Annotated in this window: 17 protein-coding genes; 12 read left to right on the top strand and 5 right to left on the bottom strand. The window is 68.8% G+C overall.

What is annotated here, in order from left to right; genetic code table 11:
• Positions 1–964 (bottom strand): MFS transporter (locus tag QZ847_RS00885; protein WP_294352239.1); only part of this gene is annotated, 964 nt, incomplete at its 3' end.
• 117 nt (positions 965–1,081) lie between these two features.
• Between QZ847_RS00885 and QZ847_RS00890 the strand changes: the two genes are divergently transcribed.
• Positions 1,082–2,098 (top strand): putative sulfate exporter family transporter, encoded by a 1,017-nt coding sequence (locus QZ847_RS00890; protein ID WP_294352309.1) that lies wholly within the window; start codon positions 1,082–1,084, stop codon positions 2,096–2,098.
• 12 nt (positions 2,099–2,110) lie between these two features.
• Here the strand turns inward: QZ847_RS00890 and QZ847_RS00895 are convergent, their stop codons facing one another.
• Together QZ847_RS00895 and QZ847_RS00900 are read right to left on the bottom strand one after the other, a co-directional pair.
• Complete coding sequence (locus QZ847_RS00895; RefSeq protein WP_294352240.1) at positions 2,111–3,100, bottom strand: LacI family DNA-binding transcriptional regulator; 990 nt, start codon at positions 3,098–3,100, stop codon at positions 2,111–2,113.
• 63 nt (positions 3,101–3,163) lie between these two features.
• Positions 3,164–3,838, bottom strand: coding sequence for an arylesterase (locus tag QZ847_RS00900; protein WP_294352242.1), 675 nt, complete (start codon positions 3,836–3,838; stop codon positions 3,164–3,166).
• Between the two features lie 64 nt (positions 3,839–3,902).
• Between QZ847_RS00900 and QZ847_RS00905 the strand changes: the two genes are divergently transcribed.
• The 3 genes from QZ847_RS00905 to QZ847_RS00915 are packed head-to-tail and all read left to right on the top strand — an operon-like array spanning position 3,903 to position 7,572.
• Positions 3,903–4,574 carry an ATP-binding cassette domain-containing protein gene (locus tag QZ847_RS00905; protein WP_294352311.1) on the top strand — a complete coding sequence of 224 codons (672 nt, stop codon included), beginning with the start codon at positions 3,903–3,905 and terminating at the stop codon, positions 4,572–4,574.
• On the top strand, positions 4,571–7,108 hold the full coding sequence (locus QZ847_RS00910; RefSeq protein ID WP_294352243.1) for an FtsX-like permease family protein: 2,538 nt from the start codon (positions 4,571–4,573) through the stop codon (positions 7,106–7,108). Before QZ847_RS00905 ends, QZ847_RS00910 begins: the two co-directional genes overlap by 4 nt.
• Before the next feature lie 20 nt (positions 7,109–7,128).
• Positions 7,129–7,572 carry a hypothetical protein gene (locus QZ847_RS00915; protein ID WP_294352245.1) on the top strand — a complete coding sequence of 148 codons (444 nt, stop codon included), beginning with the start codon at positions 7,129–7,131 and terminating at the stop codon, positions 7,570–7,572.
• Here QZ847_RS00915 and QZ847_RS00920 read toward each other — a convergent pair.
• Positions 7,569–8,375: a SirB1 family protein gene (locus tag QZ847_RS00920; RefSeq protein WP_294352247.1), complete on the bottom strand. Its 807-nt coding sequence runs from the start codon at positions 8,373–8,375 to the stop codon at positions 7,569–7,571. The two genes, QZ847_RS00915 and QZ847_RS00920, sit on opposite strands and share 4 nt — an antisense overlap.
• A 116-nt stretch (positions 8,376–8,491) precedes the next feature.
• Between QZ847_RS00920 and QZ847_RS00925 the strand changes: the two genes are divergently transcribed.
• The 4 genes from QZ847_RS00925 to QZ847_RS00940 all read left to right on the top strand — a co-directional run bounded on the left by QZ847_RS00925 (position 8,492) and on the right by QZ847_RS00940 (position 11,799).
• The gene (locus QZ847_RS00925) at positions 8,492–9,283 is read left to right on the top strand and encodes an exodeoxyribonuclease III (RefSeq protein WP_294352249.1); all 792 of its coding nucleotides are present in this window, start codon (positions 8,492–8,494) and stop codon (positions 9,281–9,283) included.
• Entirely contained in the window at positions 9,283–9,645 is a 363-nt protein-coding gene (locus tag QZ847_RS00930) for a GIY-YIG nuclease family protein (RefSeq protein WP_294352251.1), read from the top strand. Before QZ847_RS00925 ends, QZ847_RS00930 begins: the two co-directional genes overlap by 1 nt.
• A gap of 127 nt (positions 9,646–9,772) precedes the next feature.
• Positions 9,773–10,315, top strand: a complete 543-nt coding sequence (locus tag QZ847_RS00935) for a hypothetical protein (RefSeq protein ID WP_294352254.1) — start codon at positions 9,773–9,775, stop codon at positions 10,313–10,315.
• The gene (locus QZ847_RS00940; protein WP_294352256.1) at positions 10,312–11,799 is read left to right on the top strand and encodes a PepSY domain-containing protein; all 1,488 of its coding nucleotides are present in this window, start codon (positions 10,312–10,314) and stop codon (positions 11,797–11,799) included. The genes QZ847_RS00935 and QZ847_RS00940 overlap by 4 nt, the downstream gene beginning before the upstream one ends.
• Before the next feature lie 3 nt (positions 11,800–11,802).
• Here the strand turns inward: QZ847_RS00940 and QZ847_RS00945 are convergent, their stop codons facing one another.
• The gene (locus tag QZ847_RS00945) at positions 11,803–12,423 is read right to left on the bottom strand and encodes a TIGR02281 family clan AA aspartic protease (RefSeq protein WP_294352258.1); all 621 of its coding nucleotides are present in this window, start codon (positions 12,421–12,423) and stop codon (positions 11,803–11,805) included.
• Positions 12,424–12,681: 258 nt separating this feature from the next.
• Between QZ847_RS00945 and thrS the strand changes: the two genes are divergently transcribed.
• The 4 genes from thrS to QZ847_RS00965 all read left to right on the top strand — a co-directional run bounded on the left by thrS (position 12,682) and on the right by QZ847_RS00965 (position 21,304).
• Positions 12,682–14,670, top strand: coding sequence for a threonine--tRNA ligase (gene thrS, locus QZ847_RS00950; RefSeq protein ID WP_294352313.1), 1,989 nt, complete (start codon positions 12,682–12,684; stop codon positions 14,668–14,670).
• A gap of 172 nt (positions 14,671–14,842) precedes the next feature.
• A complete protein-coding gene (locus QZ847_RS00955) occupies positions 14,843–17,611 on the top strand; it encodes a TonB-dependent receptor (protein ID WP_294352259.1) in 2,769 nt (922 codons plus the stop codon).
• A gap of 135 nt (positions 17,612–17,746) precedes the next feature.
• Positions 17,747–18,280 carry a translation initiation factor IF-3 gene (gene infC, locus QZ847_RS00960; protein WP_019517390.1) on the top strand — a complete coding sequence of 178 codons (534 nt, stop codon included), beginning with the start codon at positions 17,747–17,749 and terminating at the stop codon, positions 18,278–18,280.
• Positions 18,281–18,514: 234 nt separating this feature from the next.
• Positions 18,515–21,304 (top strand): TonB-dependent receptor, encoded by a 2,790-nt coding sequence (locus QZ847_RS00965; protein WP_294352261.1) that lies wholly within the window; start codon positions 18,515–18,517, stop codon positions 21,302–21,304.
• Positions 21,305–21,321: the final 17 nt, after the last annotated feature.

Genomic DNA, 21,321 nt, shown 5'->3' on the forward strand with positions numbered 1-21,321 from the left:
ACCATGGGCTGTTGACGGACATGACGAGCGGTACCGGCGTGACCAGCAAAGCGTAGACGAGCAGCGCCGATTTGCGCGCGGCGTTGACGCTCCAGCCGCGCGCCATCAGTCGCGCGGGCAGCACGCCACCGCTGATCGCGCCCATTGCGGCGAGGCCGTAGGTCAGCGCGATCGGCCAACCGAGCGTTCCCTGCTGCAACCCGAACAGGCGGTGGAACAGGTCGGGCAGCCACAGCAGCATGAAGAACCACACCTGATCCGACAGCACCTTGGCGATCGCGATCGCGAGCGTGCGGCGGCTGCGCAGGATGTCGCGCCAGCGGACCGGCGCGGCCGTGATCGCGTCGAGCGCGACGGGCCGCACACGCAGCGCGAACCAGACCGCGACCCAGACGAGCCCGAGCCCGCCCGCGAGCAGGAACGCCGACTGCCACCCGAACGCGACCGCGAGTGGCGGAATCAGCGCGGGCGTCAGCACCGCACCGACGTTGGGCGCGGTGTTGCCGATGCCGAGCGCGATCTGCCGGTCGCGATGGTTGAAATAGGTGGCGGCGGATTTCACCGCGGCGGGCGTGCCGATCGATTCGGCAACGCCGAGCACGACGCGCGCGCCGAGAAACCCGGTAACGGTGGTCGCGAACGCGTGCGCCATGCCCGCGAGGCTCCACACGCCGACACCGATGCCGAACCCGCGCCTGAGCCCCACGCGGTCGATGAACCAGCCGGTCCCGAGGAAGGCGAAGGCGGTCGCGACCTGGAACGCGGTGCCCATGTTGGCGTAATCCTGATCCGACCAGCGGAACTCCGCCTCCAAGGTCGGTTTCAGCAGTGCCAGGATCTGTCGGTCGACGTAGTTGAGCATGATCGCGACGAACACCATCGCGACGATCACCCAGCGCGCGCGATTGCCCGCCTGCGCTTCAGCGTCGCCTGTCATGCCGTCCCTCACCGCGTCCGCCGCCATGTCCCTCTCCCGATTTGATTGACGACAACGTTGTCAGAGTGCGTGTGCTTAGGCTAGTCCCCTTCCACTCTAGCACTGGGATCGACGATGGCCGCTACACGTTCTGCCTCCCTGCCGATGGCGGCCGACCTGTACGGCGACCTCGAACCCAGCCCCAAGGCGACGTGGCGCGACCATGTACCGGGGTTGATCATCGTCGCGGCGGGGACGCTGTCAGCCGGTTTCATCTCGGACCATTACGGCGCGCCGCTGACATTGATGTCGCTGCTGATCGGGCTGGCGCTCAATTTCCTGTCGGCAGACGCGCGACTGACTCCGGGGCTGGCGTTCGCGTCGCGCTCGCTGCTGCGCTGGGGCATCGTGCTCGTCGGGCTTCGCGTCACCTTCGGGCAGATCGTGGCGCTGGGTCCGGTCGCGCTGCTGGCGGTGCTGGTCATCGTCGCGATTACGATCGGGTGCGGCGTGCTGGTGGGTCGCCGCCTCGGCTTCAATGCGGCGTTCGGGACATTGGCGGGCGGCGCGGTCGCAATCTGCGGGGCTAGCGCGGCGATGGCGCTGGCGACGACGCTGGGCGAGCGACGCGCGAGCCAGGCGCAGCTGACCCTGGTGCTGGTCGGCATTTCAGCGCTGAGCGCGCTCGCGATGGTCACCTACCCGTTCGTCGCGCACTGGCTGCACATGAGCGACCTGAAGGCGGGATTTCTGCTCGGCGCGTCGATCCACGACGTGGCGCAGGCGCTGGGCGCGGGTTATTCCTACTCGGACGCCGCGGGGCAGATCGCGGCGATCGTCAAGCTGACGCGCGTCGCGCTGCTCGCGCCCGTGCTGGCGATCGTGGCGATGTTCCTGCCGCGCGGCGAGAAGTCGGGCAAGCGGCAGGGGCTGCCGTGGTTCGTGGTCGGCTTCTTCGTGCTGGCGGGGGTCAACTCCACCGGCGTGATCCCTGCGCTCGTCACCGGGACCGCCGAGCGCGTGGCGGCCGGGCTGCTCGCCGCCGCGGTGACCGCGACCGCGATCCGCTCGCCGCTGTCGCAATTGCTGGAGGCGGGGCCGCGGCCGATGCTGGTGATCGCAGCGTCGACCTTGTGCGCGTTCGTGCTGGCGCTGGGCGCGGCGATGTTCCTGATCGGCTAGCTCACCGATCGTTCAGTCGGTCGAGTCGCGTACCATCAGCGCGTGGGGCAGTTCGCGCTGCTCGAAGGTTTCTTCCGGTGAGAGCAGCAGGTCGGCGGCGTTCCAGGCGAGATCGCGCACTGGCTGGCGCATGGTGGTGAGCGGCGGCCAGACGTAGCTGGCGAGCGGATCGTCGCCGAAGCCCGCGATGGCGAGCTCGGCGGGCACCTTGACCCCGCGCCGGTGCGCGGCGGCGAGTGCGCCGGCCGCCATGTCGTCCGACGCGGCGAAGATCGCGCTGGGCGGTTGGCCGAGCGACAGCATCGCCTCCGCCGCGCGTGCGCCGCTGGCGAAATCATAGTCGCCCTGCTCGATAAGCGCGGGATCAAGATCGATCCCCGCCTCCGCTAGCGCCATCAGATAACCCTCGTAACGCTGCGCGCTGGTGGCGAAGTCGCGCTGGCCGAGGATGTGACCGATGCGGCGATGCCCGAGCGAGAGCAGGTGGCGCGTGACCTCGGCCGCGGCGGCGCGATTGTCGATGAAGACCGCCGCGCTCGCCTCCGGCCGGTGACCAGGTGAGACGCGTACGACGCGGACGCCGCGTTCTTTTAAAAAGTCGAGCACCTCGTCGTGGTCGCTGACCGGCGGGGTCAGGATCAGCCCGTCCAGGTGGCTGGTCGCGACAAGCGCCTCGACCTCCTCGAGCAGCCGGCCCGAATTGCGGTCGTACGGCTGCGCGATCATGCGGACGCCGTCGGCCTCACAACGATCACGAATGCCGGTCTGCATCGCGTAGACGTAGGCGGGGCTGGGGTTGTCGCAGATCAGCCCGATCTGGAAACTGCGTCGCCCGGCGAGCGAGCGCGCGGCGAGGCTGGGGCGGAAGTTGAGCGCGCGCACCGCCTCCTCGACCTTCTCGCGCGTGGCGGCGCCGACGTAGCGTTCCTTGTTGAGCACGCGGCTGACCGTCTTGATCGACACGCCCGCGCGTTCCGACACGTCCTTGATCGTCGAGCGCACCAATTTCCCCCGCTTAGCCCGCTGTAGTGCACGCCCTAACCGAGCAGGACAATGGCCGAGGCGTCAGTGCGCGGGCGGCAACGCCTGCTCGACTAGTGGTGCGAGGCGGTCGGCGATGCGGTTGACGCCCTTCGCATTAGGGTGGACGCGGTCAGCCTGCATCAGCGCCGGGTTGCCGATCACGCCGTCGAGGATGAAGGGGTAGAGCCGGTCGCCGTCGCGCCTCGCCAGATCGGGCCAGATCGTGTCGAATGCGGCGACGTAGTCGGGACCGAGGTTGGGCGGCGCGCGCATGCCGGTCAGCAGCACCGGCAGGCGGCGGTGTTTCAATTCGTCCAGCATCGCAGTCATGTTCGCACGTGTCTCGGCCGGTGAGATCTGGCGCAACACGTCGTTGCCGCCGAGCCCGAGCATCACGAGGTCGGGCGCGCGCTTCTGCTGGTCGAGCACGAACGCCAGCCGCTCGCGCCCCGCCGCGGTCGTGTCGCCCGAGACACCCGCGTTGACGACGGTCGCATTGATGCCGACCCGCCGTAGCCGCGCCTGGATCGCGTCGGGCAGGCTCTGCCCGCGGTCGAGGCCGTAGCCGGCATACAGGCTGTCACCGAAAGCGAGGATGACGCGCTCGGGCCCCTGCGGCCGCGCGACCTCGGCGGGCGCAGTCGCGGCCGCGTTCGCCGCTTCGTTTACGGTTGCGGTAGGCTCCGAGGGTTGACGCTCGCAACCCGCGACCGACATGGCGCAGAGCATAACGGCCGCGATGCGCGTCACCGACCTGGCTGGGAACAAGGGTGTTTTCCTCATGGCGACCGATACCGACACTTCTATGGTGATCGACGCGCGTGATGTCACCTTGACGCTGGGCGAGACCGCGGTGCTGCGCGACATCTCCTTACGCGTTGCGCGCGGCGAGAGCGTCGCGCTGCTGGGCAGTTCGGGATCGGGCAAGTCGTCGCTGATGGCGGTGCTGACCGGGCTAGAGCGCGCGAGCGGCGGCAGCGTGATCGTCGACGGGCTCGATTTCGGCGCGCTGGGCGAGGACGAACTGGCACGGGCGCGTCGCGGGCGGATCGGCATCGTGCTGCAGGCATTCCACCTGCTGCCGACGATGACCGCGCGCGAGAATGTCGCGGTGCCGCTGGAACTCGCCGGCGCCGCCGACGCATGGGGGCGTGCGGCGGAGGAACTCGCCGCGGTCGGGCTGTCGCATCGGCTCGACCATTATCCGGCGCAGATGTCGGGCGGCGAGCAGCAGCGCGTGGCGATCGCGCGTGCGCTGGCGCCGCGCCCGCCGATCGTCTTCGCCGATGAGCCGACCGGCAATCTCGACACCGCGACGGGTGCCGCGGTGATGGACCTGCTGTTCGCCAGGCAGGAAGCGCTGGCGGCGACATTGGTGGTCATCACGCACGATCACGCATTGGCGGCACGCTGCGACCGCGTCGTGACGCTCGCCGACGGGCGGATCGCGTGAGCGACACTCCGAATGGCGTCGGCGGCAGCGTCGGCGGCAGCGGCTGGCGTTTCGCATGGCGTGTGGCGCGGCGCGAGCTCGATTGGCGGTTTAGGGGCCTGCGCATTCTGGTCGTGTGCCTGTTCCTCGGGGTCGCGGCGCTCGCGGCGATCGGCGGGCTGGCGGCGGCGGTCGGCGGCGAACTGGCATCACGCGGCGCGACGATCCTGGGCGGCGACGTGGAGCTGTCGGTGTCGCAACGCCGAGCAACCGCGGCAGAGCGCGCCTTGTTCGCGGCCGCGGGGCGCGTGTCGGAAACGATCCGCATGCAGGCGAACGCCGTCACGGCGCGCGGCGGCGCCCCGATTCAGCTGAAGGCTGCCGACGCCGCCTACCCGCTCTATGGCCGAGTGCGACTGAGCGACGGACGACGCGTCACGCATCCGGCGGACGGTGCGGCGTGGATCACGCCCGCGCTCGCCGACAGGCTGGAGCTGCGCCGCGGCGCGATCTTGCGTCTTGGCAGCGCCGTTGTGCGTGTCGACGGGGTGGTCTCGGATGAGCCCGACCGGCTGGCCGAGGGCTTCACGCTCGGCCCGGTCGTGCTCGTATCGCTGAAGACGCTGGAGCGGACCGGACTGGTCCAGCCGGGCAGCCTGTACGACACGCGCTATCGGGTCCGCCTGCCCGCCGGCACCAGCCCCGACGCGGTCGCGGCACGCGTGACGCGCGCGTTTCCGGCCGGCGGTTGGGAAACGAAGACGCGCGACCGGGCGTCGCCCGGCGCATCGCGCTTCGTCGATCGCATGGGCGAATTCCTGACGCTGGTCGGGCTCGCCGCGCTGGCGATTGCGGGTATCGGCGTCGGCGGTGGCGTGTCGTCGTTTCTTGCCAGCCGGCGGAGCGCCATCGCGACGCTCAAGACGCTGGGCGCGACGGGCGGCGACATGGCACGCGTCTTCGCGCTTGAGATCGGCGTCGCCGCCGCGATCGGCATCGGCGCAGGGATCGTGATTGCGATCGCGGTGATCCCGCTGCTCGGCGAGCTGCTCGGTCGCGTGCTGCCGATTGCGGGCGGGTTGGGGATCGCGCCCTGGCCGTTCGCCCGCGCGGCATTGTACGGCGCGTTGATCGCCACCGCGTTCGCCGCACCACCGATCGCGGCGGCGAGCGCGACGCCGGCGGCGGGGCTGCTGCGCGGCGCGCTCGCGCCGGTGCGCGCGGTGCCGTGGCGGGCGCGGCTGGTTGCGTTCGTGGCGGGAGGCGCGGCGGTTGCGCTCGCCGTCTTCACCTCGGACCAGCCGGTGCTCGCGGCCGGTTTCCTCGCGGCGCTGGCGGCGACGCTGCTGCTGCTGGCGCTGCTGGGGTACGCCGTGCGCGTGATCGCTGCGCGGCTGCCGGCGCCGCGGCGGCTGCTGCCGCGCCTCGCGATCGCCGCGCTGCACCGGCCGGGTGCGCGAACCGGCGCGCTGGTGGTCGCGCTCGGCCTCGGGCTGACGCTGTTCGTGCTGCTGACGGCGATCCGCACCAGCATCGACGCGGCGATCGCGACTACGGTGCCAGCACGCGCGCCCGCGCTGTTCGTGCTCGACGTGCCGCGCGATCGGGAAGCGGCGTTTCGACGCACCGTCGCAAGCGTTGCGCCGGGTGCGGAGGTGCGCACCGTGCCGCTGCTGCGCGGGACGATCACCGCCTACGGCAATACGCGCGTCGCCGACCTGAAGGAATTGCCCGAGGGCGCATGGGCATTGCGCGGCGAGCGTGGGCTGACCTACGCCGACGCGCTGCCCGCCGGTAGCACGATCACGGCGGGCAAATGGTGGCCGCGCGGCTACGCCGGACCGCCGCTCGTGTCGGTCGACGAACGGTTGGCAAAGGCACTCGACCTGCATCTGGGCGAGCCGCTGACGATCAGCGTGCTGGGGGTCGAGCGCAGCGCGCGGATCGCGTCGTTCCGGCGCATCCAGTGGGACACGCTCGGCTTCAACTTCGTGCTGGTGTTCTCACCCAATACCCTCGCCGACGTGCCGCACAATCTCGCCGCGACGATCGACGCGCCCGCCGCGCGCACGAGCGCGATCACCGCCGCGCTGCTGGCGCCCTTCCCTTCATCGTCCGCGATCGAGGTGGGCGGCGTGCTGTCGCAGGTGCGCGACCTGGTGAGCCAGATCGCGCTCGCGATTGCCGCCGCCGCGGGGGTGGCGGTCGCCGCGGGCGTGGCGGTGCTGGTCGGCGCGATTGCGGCGGCGCGTGAGGCGCGGACCTATGACGCGGTGGTGCTGCGCGTGCTGGGCGCGACGCGAGCGCAGTTGATCGCAGGTCAGGCAATCGAGTACGCGCTGCTGGGCGTGGTGGTGTCGGTTGTCGCGCTGCTGATCGGCCTGTCGGGCGCATGGTACGTCGTGACGCAGATGTTCGACTTTCCCTGGGCACCCGATCCAGTCGCGGTCGCGCTGACGCTGGTCGGCGGGTTGGGCGCGACGATGCTGATCGGGCTGGCCGGCGCGTGGCCGATCATGCGCGTGCGGCCCGCGCGGGCGCTGCGCACCATCTGATCCGAGGCTTGAGAGGAAGCATGCACAATTCGTGGGGTAGCAGTGGCGCGACGCCGACGCTGACCGGCACGCGCGACGAGCGCGAGGCGCAACGCGCAGAGGCAAGGACGCGCCGCGCGGCCGAGCGGATCGCGGCGGCGGAGGCGCGAACCGAGGCACGCGCGAGCGCGCGCGACACGCAGTCGTCGATGCGCGAACAGCAGCGCGAGCAGCGCCGCATCGAGGAGGAACAGCGCCGCGCCGCCGCCGCCGACGCGCGCGATGCACGGCCAAAGCGGCGCAGCAGCACCGGCTCGCTCGCACGGACGGGACACGCGACCGAGGAGCGCGACACGCGGCATTATGCGACCGAGCTCGACCTCGATCGATTGCGCTTGCTGGCGCGGCGCGGTGCCTCGGTCGCGGCGCTCGCGCACGCGTTCAAGATCAGCGAGGAGGCGGTCGCCGCGGCGCTGGCGGCTTAGGTCCCCGCGAGCGAGTCGAGCGCGGCGGCGATCCGCACGCGCGTGGCGGCGTCGCGCGTCACCTCCAGCATCGCGCCGAGGCTGGCGCGCGCGGCAGCGATGTCGCCGTCCATCAGCGACAGGCGCGCATGTTCCCACCAGACGTGCGGGTTGCCCGGCGCAAAGGTCGTCATCCGCGCGAACAGCGTCAGTGCACGCCCCGGATCGCCGCCACGCTCGGCACGAGTCGCCTGATTGATGAGCAGGCGGACGAGCACGTCCCGATTGGACATGGCGGCGACGTGATCGGCGCGCGGCACTGCTGCCGCGCCCAGCATCCGCTTGAGCAGGACCGACAAGCCCGCCTGGCTCATCTCCTGTCCGTCGTTGAACGGATCGATCAGCACGGGCGCGGTCGGCGGGCCGACCTGCGCCAGCACGTGGCCGGGCGTGTTGAGCACGTCGGCGGTCCAGCCGACGCGGCGCGCGGCGGCGACGTAGAGGATGGCGAGGCTGATCGGCATGCCGCGGCGGCGGTCGACGACGCGGATCAGGTCGGCGTTGTCGGGATCGTCATAATGGTCGCGGTCGCCCGAGAAGCCGAACTCGCCCGCTATCACCTGCGCCAGCGCGGCGCCCTGCGTGCTGGCAGAGGGTGCGACGTCGGAGAGCGCGGCGACCCGCTCAGTAATCGCGGTCAGCACCTCGGCATAGGGTTCGAGATCGACGTCCGGGTGATCGAGCGCGGCGAGTTCGAGCGCGGCGGCGTCGAGCTGGATCGTCTCGTCCTCGACCAGACCCAATTGTACGATGGCGGCATCCATGATGGCATGGACGGCTTTGCCGCGGGATGGTTCCTGCGCCATCGCGAGGCGCGGGCGTGGAACGGAGCGGCAACGCGGGTCGTCTGTGTGCGGAGCTAAGCGCGGGAGGGAGCAGGGTGAAGATCGCGACCTTCAACGTGAACGGCGTCAACGGTCGCCTGCCCGTGCTGCTGCGCTGGTTGAACGAGGCCAAGCCCGACGTGGTCTGCCTGCAGGAGTTGAAGGCTCCAGTGGCGAAGTTCCCGGCGGCGGCGCTGCGCGACGCCGGCTATGAGGCGGTGTGGTTGGGTCAGCCGCGCTGGAACGGCGTCGCGATGTTGAGCCGCATTGGCGCGATCCACCCGACGCAGCGCGGGCTACCGGACGATCCCGATCCGACGCAGCGCCGCTACGTCGAGGCGGCGGTGAACGGCGTGATCGTGGCAAGCCTGTACGTGCCGAACGGCAATCCGCGGCCGGGCGCACGGTTCGACTACAAGCTGGCGTGGTTCGACGCGTTGATCGCGCGGGCGCAGATGCTGATCGACAGCGGGGCGCCGGTGGTGCTGGCGGGTGATTTCAACGTCATCCCCGGCCCTCGCGACGTCTACGCGCCCGAACGCTGGGCGGAGGATGCGCTGTTCGCGCCCGCGGCGCGTACCGCGTTCGCGCGGTTGCTGGCGCAAGGATGGACCGATGCGCTGCGCCACCTGCACCCGGATGCGACGCTGTATACCTTCTGGGATTACCTGCGGAACGCCTACGGGCGCGATGCGGGAATGCGGATCGACCATCTGCTGCTCAGCCCCGCGCTCGCCGCGCGATTGTCGGACGCAGGCGTCGACCGGCACGTGCGCGGCTGGCCGCACGCGAGTGACCACGCGCCAACGTGGATCACGCTCGACGACGATGGCGAAGCACGACGTTGATGCTGTCGGGTGAAGAGGTGATCGCGCGCGCCACGAAAGTAGCCGCTGCGTTCCGCGCGACCTCACGCGGCAGTGCGCGGGCGGGTTACTCGGTCTACCTGATCCTGCTGCACAATCCGGCGCGACGGCAGCAATGGGGCATCTACGTCGGGCAGACGGTGCGCGACCCCGACCAGCGCTTCGACCAGCACAAGGCCGGGTACAAGGCGAGCGGCGCGGTACGGCGCTTCGGTGTCCAATTGCTGCCCGAGGCGGTCGCTCACCTGAACCCGATGGAGCGATGGGAGTCGATCGAGCTGGAAGAAGCGATTGCGGGCGCGATGAAGGCGGGCGGGATCGGCTGGATCGAGGGAGGCCATTAAGCCACCCCATATGTGCGATTGATTTGCAATAGCGCGGTGGCTATAGCGCGGTGGAGGGCGCCGCCGGCGCGTTACTGGAAAACGAGACGATGACGCGCACACCCTGGGACATGGTCGAGAACGCGCGGTGACGGCCGCCCTGCTCTTCGTGATCGCGTGCGGCATCGGTCTGGTCCGGCTCGGCTGGAGCGGACCCGGAGTGGCGGCGGCGCTCGGCTGGGCAGTGACGGCAGCGGCGCTTGTCGCGCTCACGTGGGCGGATGGTGCGTGGGGGCTGTCGGTCGGCGTGGTCGTCGGCATGGCGGCGGCGCTGGCGTGCGTTCTGTACGCCGGCTGGTCCTCCCCGGTTCGCGAGCGCCGCGCAGCCCGGGAAGCGCCCGCGATCTCGATCCCGCATCACCGCCGCGACGTGCTGCGGCGGTTGGCCGTGTTCGCACTGGCCGTGCCGTTCGCGTTCGCCGCGGCGCAGTGGCTCGCCTTCGGGGCTCAGGCGGCGGTGCGCGGCGGCGGCGAGCTCGACAGCGACTCGGTCGTGCTGACGCTGTTCCTGCAACCGGTGATCTGGACCGCATTGCTGACGGTGCAGCTGACGCGTGCACGGCCGTCACAGATGGTCGCGGCGCCGCTGGTTGCCGCAATCGCGGGCACGATCCTGTGGGGTGCGGCGTGAGCGCGTCGCCGGTGTCGCCGCGCCAGACGCTGGTCAAGCGCGCTTTGGGTGGCCACGCCGCGATCGGGCTGCTCGCCAGCGCGTTGATCTACATCATCTGCCTGAGCGGCACGTTGGTGGTGATCCACGACCGCTGGCAGCGCTGGGAACAGCCGGACGTGCCGGAGATGATCGCGCTGGCACCGGCGGCGGTGCAGCGCGCGATCACGGGCGCGGTGGCGCGCGAGGCAGGCAAGCCGGCGACGACGCACCTGTACGTGCGGATGCCGAGCACGGAATTGCCGCGCGCGTCCGTCACGACCGACTCGGGCGGATGGTACGTCGACGCGGACGGCCGGATCGTCGCGCGGGAGGGGCATGCCTGGACCGACTTCATGATCGCGATGCACGAGTACCTGCACCTGCCGATGACGTGGGGCCTGATCCTGGTCGGTGCGCTGGGCGTGATGCTGTGCGCGCTGGTGACGACGGGGGTGCTGGCGCATCCGCGCATCATCCGCGACGCCTTCTGCTTGCGCGCGCGCCACGACGCCCAGCTCGCACGCGCCGACTGGCATAATCGGCTGGGCGTGTGGACGCTGCCGTTCGTGCTGGCGGTCGCGCTGACCGGCGCGTTCATCGGGCTGGGCGGCGTCGGCACGACGATGCTGGCGAAGGCATACACGAGCGGCGACACGCTGAAGGTCTACGCGCACATCTTCGGGCATGAGCCGCCGTCCGATCCCGCGCGCACGGGAATCGCCGACGCCGCCGCGGCGCTGCGCACGCTCGACGCGCGGGTGCCGGGGGCGATGCCGACCTACGTCATCGTTCACGAACCCGGTACCGCGGGGCAGCACATCCAGATCCTGACCGCGCAGCCCAAGCGGCTGGTCTATGGCGAGAGCTATTTCTTCGATCGCACCGGCGCGTTCCATTCCAAGGCCGGGCTGTCGGACGGTGCCGTGGGTCAACAGGTCGCAGCGTCGTCGTACAACCTCCACTTCGGCAATTTCGCCGGGCTGCCGGTCGAGATCGCCTACATGGTGATGGGGCTGGCGCTGTGCGCGATCACCGCGACGGGTAACACGCTGTGGTTGGAGAAGCGGCGGCGGCGTGGGCTGGGCGGCGAGCGGCTGCGCGCGGGCTGGAACATGACAGTGTGGGGGACGCCGACGCTGATCGTGTGGGCGCTCTGGCTGCGCGCCGGGATGGGTGCGGAGGCGCCGCTCGCGCTGGTGTTCTGGAGCGCGTTCGCGGCGGCGCTCGTAGTAGCGGTGCTCTACCCGCGGGTTGCCGAGGCGATGCTGCTGCGGCGGGTGTGTGCGGGATCGGTGCTGCTCACCGCGATCGGGCACCTCGTGCTGCTGCGTCCGGCGATCGCGGAGCCGGTCGTGATCGATCTCGTCGCGATCGGCCTGTCGGTGCCGCTGTTGCTGTGGGGCATGCGCGCGCGTCGGACCGCCCGGCGTGCTTCGATCAAGGCCGATCCGACGCTGGCGTGATCGTCAGACGTCGCTGTCCTGCGGGTGATGCGGCGTCAGGATCAGCGTTCGCCCCTCGACCCGCCAGCTTTTCAATCGCGACAGGAAGTTCATCCCGATCACGTCGATGTTCCCGAACGCGGGCGACACGACGACCGCCAGATCGCGCGCGACGACATTGCCGAAGCGAAGTTCCTTGACCTCGCCCGTCTCCGCGCGGATCGCGCCGTTGGCGGTTTGCAGCACGACCGGGAAGAGCGCGGGCTTGACCTCGACGCCGGCGGCGGCGGCAGTGTCGGGCGAGAGCGCGGTGATCGTCGCGCCACTGTCGACCAGCAGGCGCTTCTCGACCCCGCCGATCTGCGCACGGACATAGAAGTGACCGTCGGGCGACATGCGGATGCGCGTTTCCTCGCCCGACACCTGCTGGCTCTCGATGTCGAGCGCGGCTGCCATCCGCCCCATCCAAGGATCGAACCGCTCGCGCTGCGCGACGACCATGTAGAGCAGCCCGGCGAGCCCGGCCCAGACCGCGAGCGATACGAGCGTGCGCAGCACCGGCACGCGCCGCGCGATCACCGAGGCGAGCAGCAGCACGCCGATCAGGATGTAGAAATGGGTGTTGCCCGCGAAGTCGGTGCTCATCGTGAGGAAGATATAGGTAGGCGCCCTGCCCCTCCCAATGGCGCAGGCTGGCGTGATCACTGCATTCGCGCTATCGTTGCGCGCGATGACGCCGTGCCGTTTCCTCGCGCGAACTAGCACCGCCCCGGTGGCTCCGGGGTTCGGCGGCACGCGCGCCTGAGCGGCGCCGATCGCCCGACGTTTGCGTGCGCCCTCTTTCGCCGCGCGCGCTTCCGCCATAAGCGGCACTAAAGATTTCCTCAGGATTGATCCATGAACATGCTCTCGATCACGCTGCCCGACGGTTCGGTTCGCGAGGTCGCACCCGGCACCACGCCCGCCGACATCGCCGCCGCGATCGGACCTTGTCTCGCCAAGGCAGCGATTGCTGCGCGCGTGGACGGCGAGTTGCGCGACATCACGCGTCCGCTGACGCAGGACGCGCGGCTGGCCTTGGTCACGCAGAAGGACGAGGCCGATGCGCTCGAACTCGCGCGCCACGATCTCGCGCACGTGATGGCGGAGGCGGTGCAGCATCTATTCCCGGGGACGCAAATTACCTTCGGTCCGGCGACCGACGACGGTTTCTACTACGATTTCGCGCCCAAGGACCGGCCGTTCACCGACGATGACCTGCCGGAAATCGAGGCGGAGATGCGCCGCATCATCGCCAAGAACGAGCCGTTCACGCGCGAGGTGTGGACGCGCGAGCAGTTGATCGAGACGTGGAACAAGCAGGGCGAGACGTTCAAGGCCGAATGGGCGGCGGAGCTTCCCGACAACGAGGAGCTGACGATCTACCGTCAGGGCCAGTGGCTCGACATGTGCCGCGGGCCGCACATGGCCTCGACCGGCAAGCTCGACCCACAAGCCTTCAAGCTGACGCGCGTGTCGGGAGCCTATTGGCGCGGCGACCAGAAGAACGCGATGCTGAGCCGCATCTACGGCACCGGCTGGCTCAACAAGAAGCAACTCGACCAGCATCTATTCATGCTGGAGGAAGCCGCCAAGCGCGACCATCGCAAGATCGGACAGGAGATGGACCTGTTCCACCTTCAGTCCGAGGCGCAAGGGTCGGTGTTCTGGCACCCCAAGGGCTTCGTGCTGTGGCGGCAGATGGAGGCGTATATGCGCCGCCGGCTGGACGCGGCCGACTATGCCGAGGTCAAGACGCCGCAGCTGATGGATGCGCGGCAGTGGGAGCAGTCGGGCCACTGGGGCAAGTACCGCGAGAACATGTTCGTGGTGCCCGACGAGATCCCCAACACCGAGGACGAGGGTGCGGTGCTGTCGGGCGATGCCGACCTGATGGCCTTGAAGCCGATGAACTGTCCCGCGCACGTGCTGATCTTCAAGCAGGGGATCAAGAGCTACCGCGACCTGCCGATCCGCATGGCGGAGTTCGGCTGCTGCCACCGCAACGAGCCGCACGGCGCGCTGCACGGCATCATGCGCGTGCGTCAGTTCACACAGGACGACGCGCACATCTTCGTGCGCGAAGACCAGCTGGTTGAGGAAGTGCGCAAGTTCTGCGAGCTGCTCGACAGCGTGTACCGTGACCTAGGGTTCGAGGATTACGCGGTGAAGCTGGCGCTGCGTCCCGAGAAGCGCTTCGGCTCGGACGAGATGTGGGACAAGGCGGAGGCCGAGCTGCGCGAGGCGGTGCAGGCGTCGAGCCTGTCCGACGCGATCAAGGCGAAGTTCGAGGAGCTGCCGGGCGAAGGCGCCTTCTACGCCCCCAAGCTCGAGTTCCACCTGACCGACGCGATCGGGCGGACGTGGCAGGTCGGCACGATCCAGTCCGACCGCGTGCTGCCCGAGCGACTGGACGCGTCGTACGTCGGCGAGGATGGCAATCGGCACCGCCCGGTGATGCTGCACCGGGCGATCCTGGGTACGTTCGAGCGCTTCATTGGCATCCTGATCGAGCATCACGCCGGGCGTTTCCCGCTGTGGCTCGCGCCCGTGCAGGTGGTGGTGGCGACGATCGTCAGCGACGCGGACGATTACGCGCATCAGGTCGCGGCCGAGCTGCGCGCCGCCGGGCTGCGGGTCGAGACCGATCTGCGCAACGAGAAGATCAACTACAAGGTGCGCGAGCACTCGGTCGCCAAGGTGCCGGTGCTGCTGGTCGTCGGCAAGCGCGAGGCGGACGAGGGCACGGTCGCGGTGCGTCGCCTGGGCAGCCAGGGGCAGGAGGTCGTCACGCTCGGCCAGATCACCGAGCGGCTGCGTGACGAGGCTCGCGCACCCGATATGGCGCGCTGACGGGCGAGCGGGTCGGCGGTCGCACGCCGCCGATCCGCTCGCCTGAAGGGGCTGCGGCGCAACGGCCTGCCGCAGCGCAGCAACAAAGCGCGTGACTTTCCCCGCGCGACCGCTAACCGCGCCCGCCTAACCCAGCGGCGCACAGATGCCGCGGTCATCAGGGATCGCACCCATGTATCGTTCGTATCGACCCGCGCTGGCGGCGGGCCTGCTCTCGTCCGCGCTGCTGCTCACGCTCCCCGCTGCCGCGCAGCAGTCACCGGTCGGGCAAGCGGGCGACCAGTCCGCGCCGCCAGCGACTGACCAGACCGGCGACACACCGGGCGACATCCTCGTCACCGCGACGCGGCGCGCCGAGCGCCTGTCGGACGTGCCGATCGCGATCACCGCGATCTCGGGCGAGACGCTCGCCGCGACGGGCGCGGTCGACCTGCGCGGGATCGATCAGGTCGCGCCGTCGCTGCTCGTCTCGGGCGCGACGAGCGAGGCGAACTTTACCGCGCGCATCCGCGGCGTCGGCACGGTGGGCGAGAACCCGGGGCTGGAGAGCTCGGTCGGGCTGTTCGTCGACGGCGTGTACCGCGCACGGAGCGGAGTCGGGCTGACCGAACTGGGCGAAGTCGACCGCGTCGAGGTACTGCGTGGGCCGCAGGGAACGTTGTTCGGGCGCAACTCGACCGCGGGGACGATCAGCATCGTAACGCGCGCACCCGAACTCGGCCGCACCGATGCGCACGGATCGGTGTCATACGGCAACTACGATTACTGGCGGCTCGACGGCGCGGTGAACCTGCCGGTGGGTCAGACCGCCGCGCTACGCGTCGACGGCGTGTGGCAACGCCGCGACGGCTTCATTCGCCAGTTGACCCCCAGCGAGCCCGACATACAGGACCGCAACCGCTGGCTGGCGCGCGGGCAGTTCGCCTGGGCACCGAACGACGCGCTGTCGGTGCGCATCATCGGCGACTATGCCGAGCGGCATGAGAATTGCTGCAACGGCGTGCTGCTGGGTCCGGTGCGTAACCTGACGCGGACCGATCCGGCGGGGGGCGCGATCGCGGTGGGCGCGAACACGCTGCTGCCGCTGCTTCAGGCACTGGGCGCGAATTACCAGCTGCCGCCCGCTGGCGAGCGGTTCCAGTTCCGGACCTCGACGAGCGCTGGCGTGCCGTACCGGTCGGAGGTGCGCGACTGGGGCGTGTCGGGCGAGGTCAACTGGCAGCTGGGCGCGGCGACGCTGACGTCGATCACCGCGTGGCGCGATTACAAGAACCGGATGGGGCAGGACAACGACTTCAACCGGCTCGACCTGCTCGACCGGCAGGACCTCGACCGGCGGTTCCGCAACTTCTCGCAGGAACTGCGCCTCGCCGGACGCGCGTTCGACGGACGGCTCGACTGGCTGGTCGGGGGTTATTACGGCAACGAGAAGCTGAACGTCGACGACGACCAGCGCTACGGGCAGGATTACACCCGCTTCGCCAATTGCATCATCGCGACCTCGTTCGCGGCATCGGGACTGGGACAGGTCAACCTCGCCTCCCCGACCTGCTCGACCGCGCCGACGAGCGTGTTCGCAGGCTATGACGCGGTCGCGCGGCAACTGGGCGCGGCGCCGCTCAACGGCACCGGCGCGAACGACGGCAATTTCACGCAAGTCAGTCGCAACTGGGCGCTGTTCACGCACAACACGCTGGCGATCGTGCCCGATCGCCTGTTCGCGACGATCGGCGTCCGCTACACCGACGAGCACAAGCGCGTCCGCGCCGACTACCGCGCGACCAACACCCTGTGCCCAGCGCTGCTCAACTCCTCGCTCCAGTCGCTCGCCGGGCTCGCCTGCGTGGTGAACGGTGCCGGGATCGACATTCCCGCCGGCACACCGGGGTCGACGTTCGACGACGGGCAGTGGACCGGCACCGCGGTGCTGGGGTTCAAGCCGGTGCAGAGCCTGCTCGTCTACGCCTCCGCCTCGCGCGGATACAAGGCGGGCGGGTTCAACCTCGACTTCTCCGGGCTCGACCGGCCGTGCTTCGCGGGCGCGGGTACGGCGGCGCAACAGGCGGCGTGCGCGACATTGCTCAGCCGGCCGGCGAACACGCCGGGCAACGGCCGCGCCGAGGTCGCCGATCTCGCCTACGCCAGCGAGAAGGTGACGGCGTACGAGGTCGGCGCAAAGTGGAACGGGCGCAGCATCGACGTGAACGTCGCGGCATTCCACCAGCTGTTCAGCGGCTACCAGCTCAACACCTATAACGGGACGAGCTTCGAGGTCGCGAACATCCAGTCGTGCCGCGATGGCCTGAACCGCGCCGACACCGATGCGTCTGCGGCGACGGGGGCGTGCGCGCCCGACCGGCTGCGGCCGGGCGTGGCGTCGACCGGCGTCGAGCTGGAGAGCACGATCCGCCCGGTGCGCGACGTGGCGGTCAATCTTGGCTTCACCTACGCGCACACGCGCTATCGCCGCGATCTGGTCGGGACCGGCGGGCGCCCGCTGTCGCCGGTGCTGTTCCAATTGCCCGACCATGATCTGTCCAACGCGCCCGAGGTCGTCACCACCGCCGGCATCGGCTGGACACCCGCGGTCGGCACACGCGGGCTGACCGGGCTGGTCTATGTCGACGTGCGTATGCAGAGCGATACCAACACCGGCTCCGACCTCGATCTGGAAAAGGTGCAGGACGCGTTCGCGGTGGTGAACGGACGCCTCGGACTGTACGGCGCAAACAAGCGCTGGGGCGTCGAGTTGTGGGCGCAAAACCTGCTGAACCAGCGCTACTTCCAGCTTGCCTCCGACATACCCGCTCAAGGATCGGGCACGTTCCGCAGCGTCCAGCAGGCGGCGTCGGGCGGCTTTTCAGGTACTGCCAATCAGCTGTTCATCGGCTTCCCGGGCGAGCCGCGCACCTACGGCGTGACGCTGCGCGGCAGTTTCTGATGCGCGCGTCGGCGCACGCGCGTGACGCGTGCGGTCGCCGACGCGAGGGAACGCACCGGGCATCTTCCGATTTTGCGTGCGAACGCTTATATCGGCGCGAGTGAATCAACAGGAGAAGTATCTATCCGTCCGCCTATGATGCGCCGCCCGATGCAGGCGCCGCCGATGAATGGTCCTCGCTTCAACGAGTGGATCCAGAGCCAGAAGGTCCGCGTGATCGATCACGAGGGCGAGAATCTCGGCGTCATGTACACGCGCGAAGCGATGGCGCAGGCCAAGGAAGTCGGGCTCGACCTGGTCGAGGTGTCCCCCAACGCGGACCCGCCCGTCGCCAAGTTCCTGGATGTCGGCAAGTTCAAGTACGAGGCGCAGAAGAAGGCCAATCTCGCCCGCAAGAGCCAGAAGACGCAGGAGATCAAGGAGATCAAGATGCGTCCGAACATCGATGACCACGATTACGACACCAAGATGAAAAAGGTGGTCGAGTTCATCGAGGAAGGCGACAAGGTTAAGGTCACCATGCGCTTCCGCGGTCGCGAGCTGAGCCACGGCTCGCTCGGCATGGCGGTGTTGCAGCGCGTTGCCGAGGCGACCAACGAGATCGCCAAGGTCGAGGCCTATCCACGCATGGAAGGGCGTCAGATGCTGATGGTGCTGTCGCCGAAATAAAGTTGATGCGCGTCGACGGGTCGGCCGTCGGCGCGCCGCTTTCCAGCACCTTGCGTGCATTCCGTAGCGTCACCTGCAACCACGCTTTTGTTTCGTTGCGTGTCGCATGTTGCTCCTATGCCACAGCCTGGCGTTTTCCGTTACGCGGCACGTAAGAATTACTAGACGCGTAAACCCAGCCGCATAGGATCGGCACCAAACCCGATATTCAAATCCGGGAGAGGACCGATCTTGATGCGCACCTACGCGACCCTTCTGTCCACCGTCGCCTGCCTGGCGGCCTGCCCCGCACTGGCGCAGGAACAGACGAGCCCCGTCACCACCAACGCCGCGGTCGATGGTCAGGGGAACACTGCCGCCGCACAGGCGAGCCCGACCGGTGAACTGGGCGCGGGCGACATCGTCGTCACCGCGACGCGTCGCGCCGAGCGACTGGCCGACGTGCCGATCTCGATCAACGCGGTGAACCAGGAGAGCTTGCAGAATTCGGGCGCGACTGACATCCGCGGTGTGGCACAGCTCGCCCCGTCGCTGAGCGTGTCGTCGACCGGTTCGGAAGCGAACGCCTCGGCCCGCATCCGCGGCATCGGCACCGTGGGTGATAACCCGGGTCTCGAAAGCTCGGTCGTCACCTTCATCGACGGCGTGTATCGCAGCCGTACGGGATCGGGGCTGAACGACATCGGCGAGATCGAGCGGGTCGAGGTGCTGCGCGGGCCGCAGGGTACACTGTCTGGGCGCAACTCGTCGGCGGGTGCGATCAACATCTACACCAAGGCGCCGTCGTTCGACTTCGGCGGCTACGGCGAGGCAACCTACGGCAATTACGACAACGTCCGCTTGGCCGGCGCGCTGACGGGTCCGATCGTCAAGGACCTGCTCGCCTTCCGCGTCGACGGCGTCTACGCCAAGCGCGACGGCTTCTACCGCGACGTCATCAACAACACCGACTATAACGATCGCAACCGCTATTTCGTCCGCGGGCAACTCCTGCTGGAGCCGTCGAGCGATTTCTCGGTTCGCCTGATCGGCGACTACACGCGGCGTGACGAGAAGTGCTGTGGCGCGGTCTACGTCGACCTGCGCGAGAAGATCGATCCGACGCCGGGCACGCCGGGCGATTACGCGATCAATCCGGCGGGCAACCGTATCGTGCAGGTCATGCAGTCGCTGGGCGCGGTGTTCCCAAGCGCGGGCGATCCGTACAACCGCCGCATCGCGCAGACACGCGGCCGTGCCTATTCGAACATCACCAAGGATTATGGCGGGTCGGCGCAGATCGACTGGAACTTCGGTGGCGCGGCCCTGACCTCGATCACCGCGTACCGCGAGTACAAGTCGGGCGGTGCAGGCGATTTCGATTACGGCAATCTCGACCTCGTCTACCGTGCCGACGACGGCAACGCGTATCGCCGCTTCCGCACCTTTACGCAGGAACTGCGCCTGAACGGCGAGGCGTTCGGCGACCGGCTCAACTGGCTCGTCGGCGGCTTCTACAGCAACGAGAAGCTGCGCGTGGCGGACAACATTCGCTTCGGCAAGGACTATGGCCGCTTTGCCGCTTGCCGCGTAATCGCGACGGCGAACCCGACCGCCGCGCTGCGTAACCCGAACGCACCGGGTTGTCTGTCCACGGCGCTGGTCGCTCCGGGTGTGACCGCACGAGCCGCGGTCGGTGCATCGTTCGGGCAGGCGGCTGGCACGATCCTGGGCGCTCTCGACGCGCTGTCGACGATCAGCGACCGCGGCGGCATCCGCGACAATTACGATCAGAAGAGTGAAAGCTTTGCCTTCTTCACGCACAACGTGCTGAAGATCACCGACACGCTGTCGCTGACCGGCGGCCTGCGCTGGACCAAGGAGACGAAGAACCTCGACGCGAGCTTCACCAACGACAACACCGTCTGCGCGTCGCAGCTCGGCAATCTGGCGCCACTGCTCGCCAATCCGCAGCTTGCCTCGACCGTGGCGGGCATCCTGACGCTCAGCTGCACGGGCAATTCGAGCTCGACGCTGAACGGCAAGTCGCTGAGCGACAAGTTCAGCAACGACGAGTTCACCGGCACCGCGGTGCTGTCGTGGAAGCCGGTCGAGCGGTTGATGACCTATGCCAGCTACTCGCGCGGCTTCAAGGCAGGCGGGTTCAACCTCGACAAGTCGGACCTGGGCCTCGCCTATTTGCCGCAGACGACGCTGGCGCCGAACGTCAACAACCTGCGCTTCGACCCCGAGACGGTCAACGCGTACGAGATCGGCCTGAAATATTCATCGCGGCCGTTCACGTTCAACCTGGCGGCGTTCCGGTCGGACTTCACCAACTTCCAGCTCAACACGTTCAACGGCACCAACTTCATCGTGCAGAACCTGAGCAGCTGCAAGGATGGGCTGAACGGCGGCGACAAGGACAACAACGCGACCACGGGGCGCTGCGCCGGAGACGTCGGCACGGGCGTCCGCAGCCAGGGCGTCGAGCTGGAAGCGGGCTTCTACCCGGCACGTTCGGTCGCGATCACGATGGGTTACACGCTCGCCGACACCAAGATCCGCAACAACATCGTCGGCTCGTCGTCGGGCGATCCGCTCGATCCGGCGCTGTTCCTGCTGCCGGGCGCGCAGATGCCGCTGGCGCCGCGCAACGTCATCACGACCTCCGCATCGTGGACGCCGGAGATCGGGTCGAACGGCATGTCGGCGCTGTTCTACATCGATCAGCGCACCTCATCCGACTATAACACCGGATCGGACATCTTCCCCGAAAAGGCGCAGGACGGGTTCACCGTCGTCAACGCGCGCGTCGGTCTGCGCGGGCGCGACGATCTGTGGGCGATCGAGGTGTGGGCGCAGAACCTGCTGAACCAGGATTACCAGCAGGTCGCCTTCGCCGCGCCATTCCAGGGCTCGGGCAGCCAGGCGCAGGTGCAGGCGTTCGGTAGCGCAGGCGGCTTTGCGGCGGCGAACCAGGTGTTCACCTCCTATCTGGCCGAGCCGCGCACCTATGGCCTGACGGTGCGCACGCGCTTCTGATCAACTCATCCGTTAAC

The organism is uncultured Sphingomonas sp. (assembly GCF_913778135.1).
Classification (GTDB): domain Bacteria; phylum Pseudomonadota; class Alphaproteobacteria; order Sphingomonadales; family Sphingomonadaceae; genus Sphingomonas.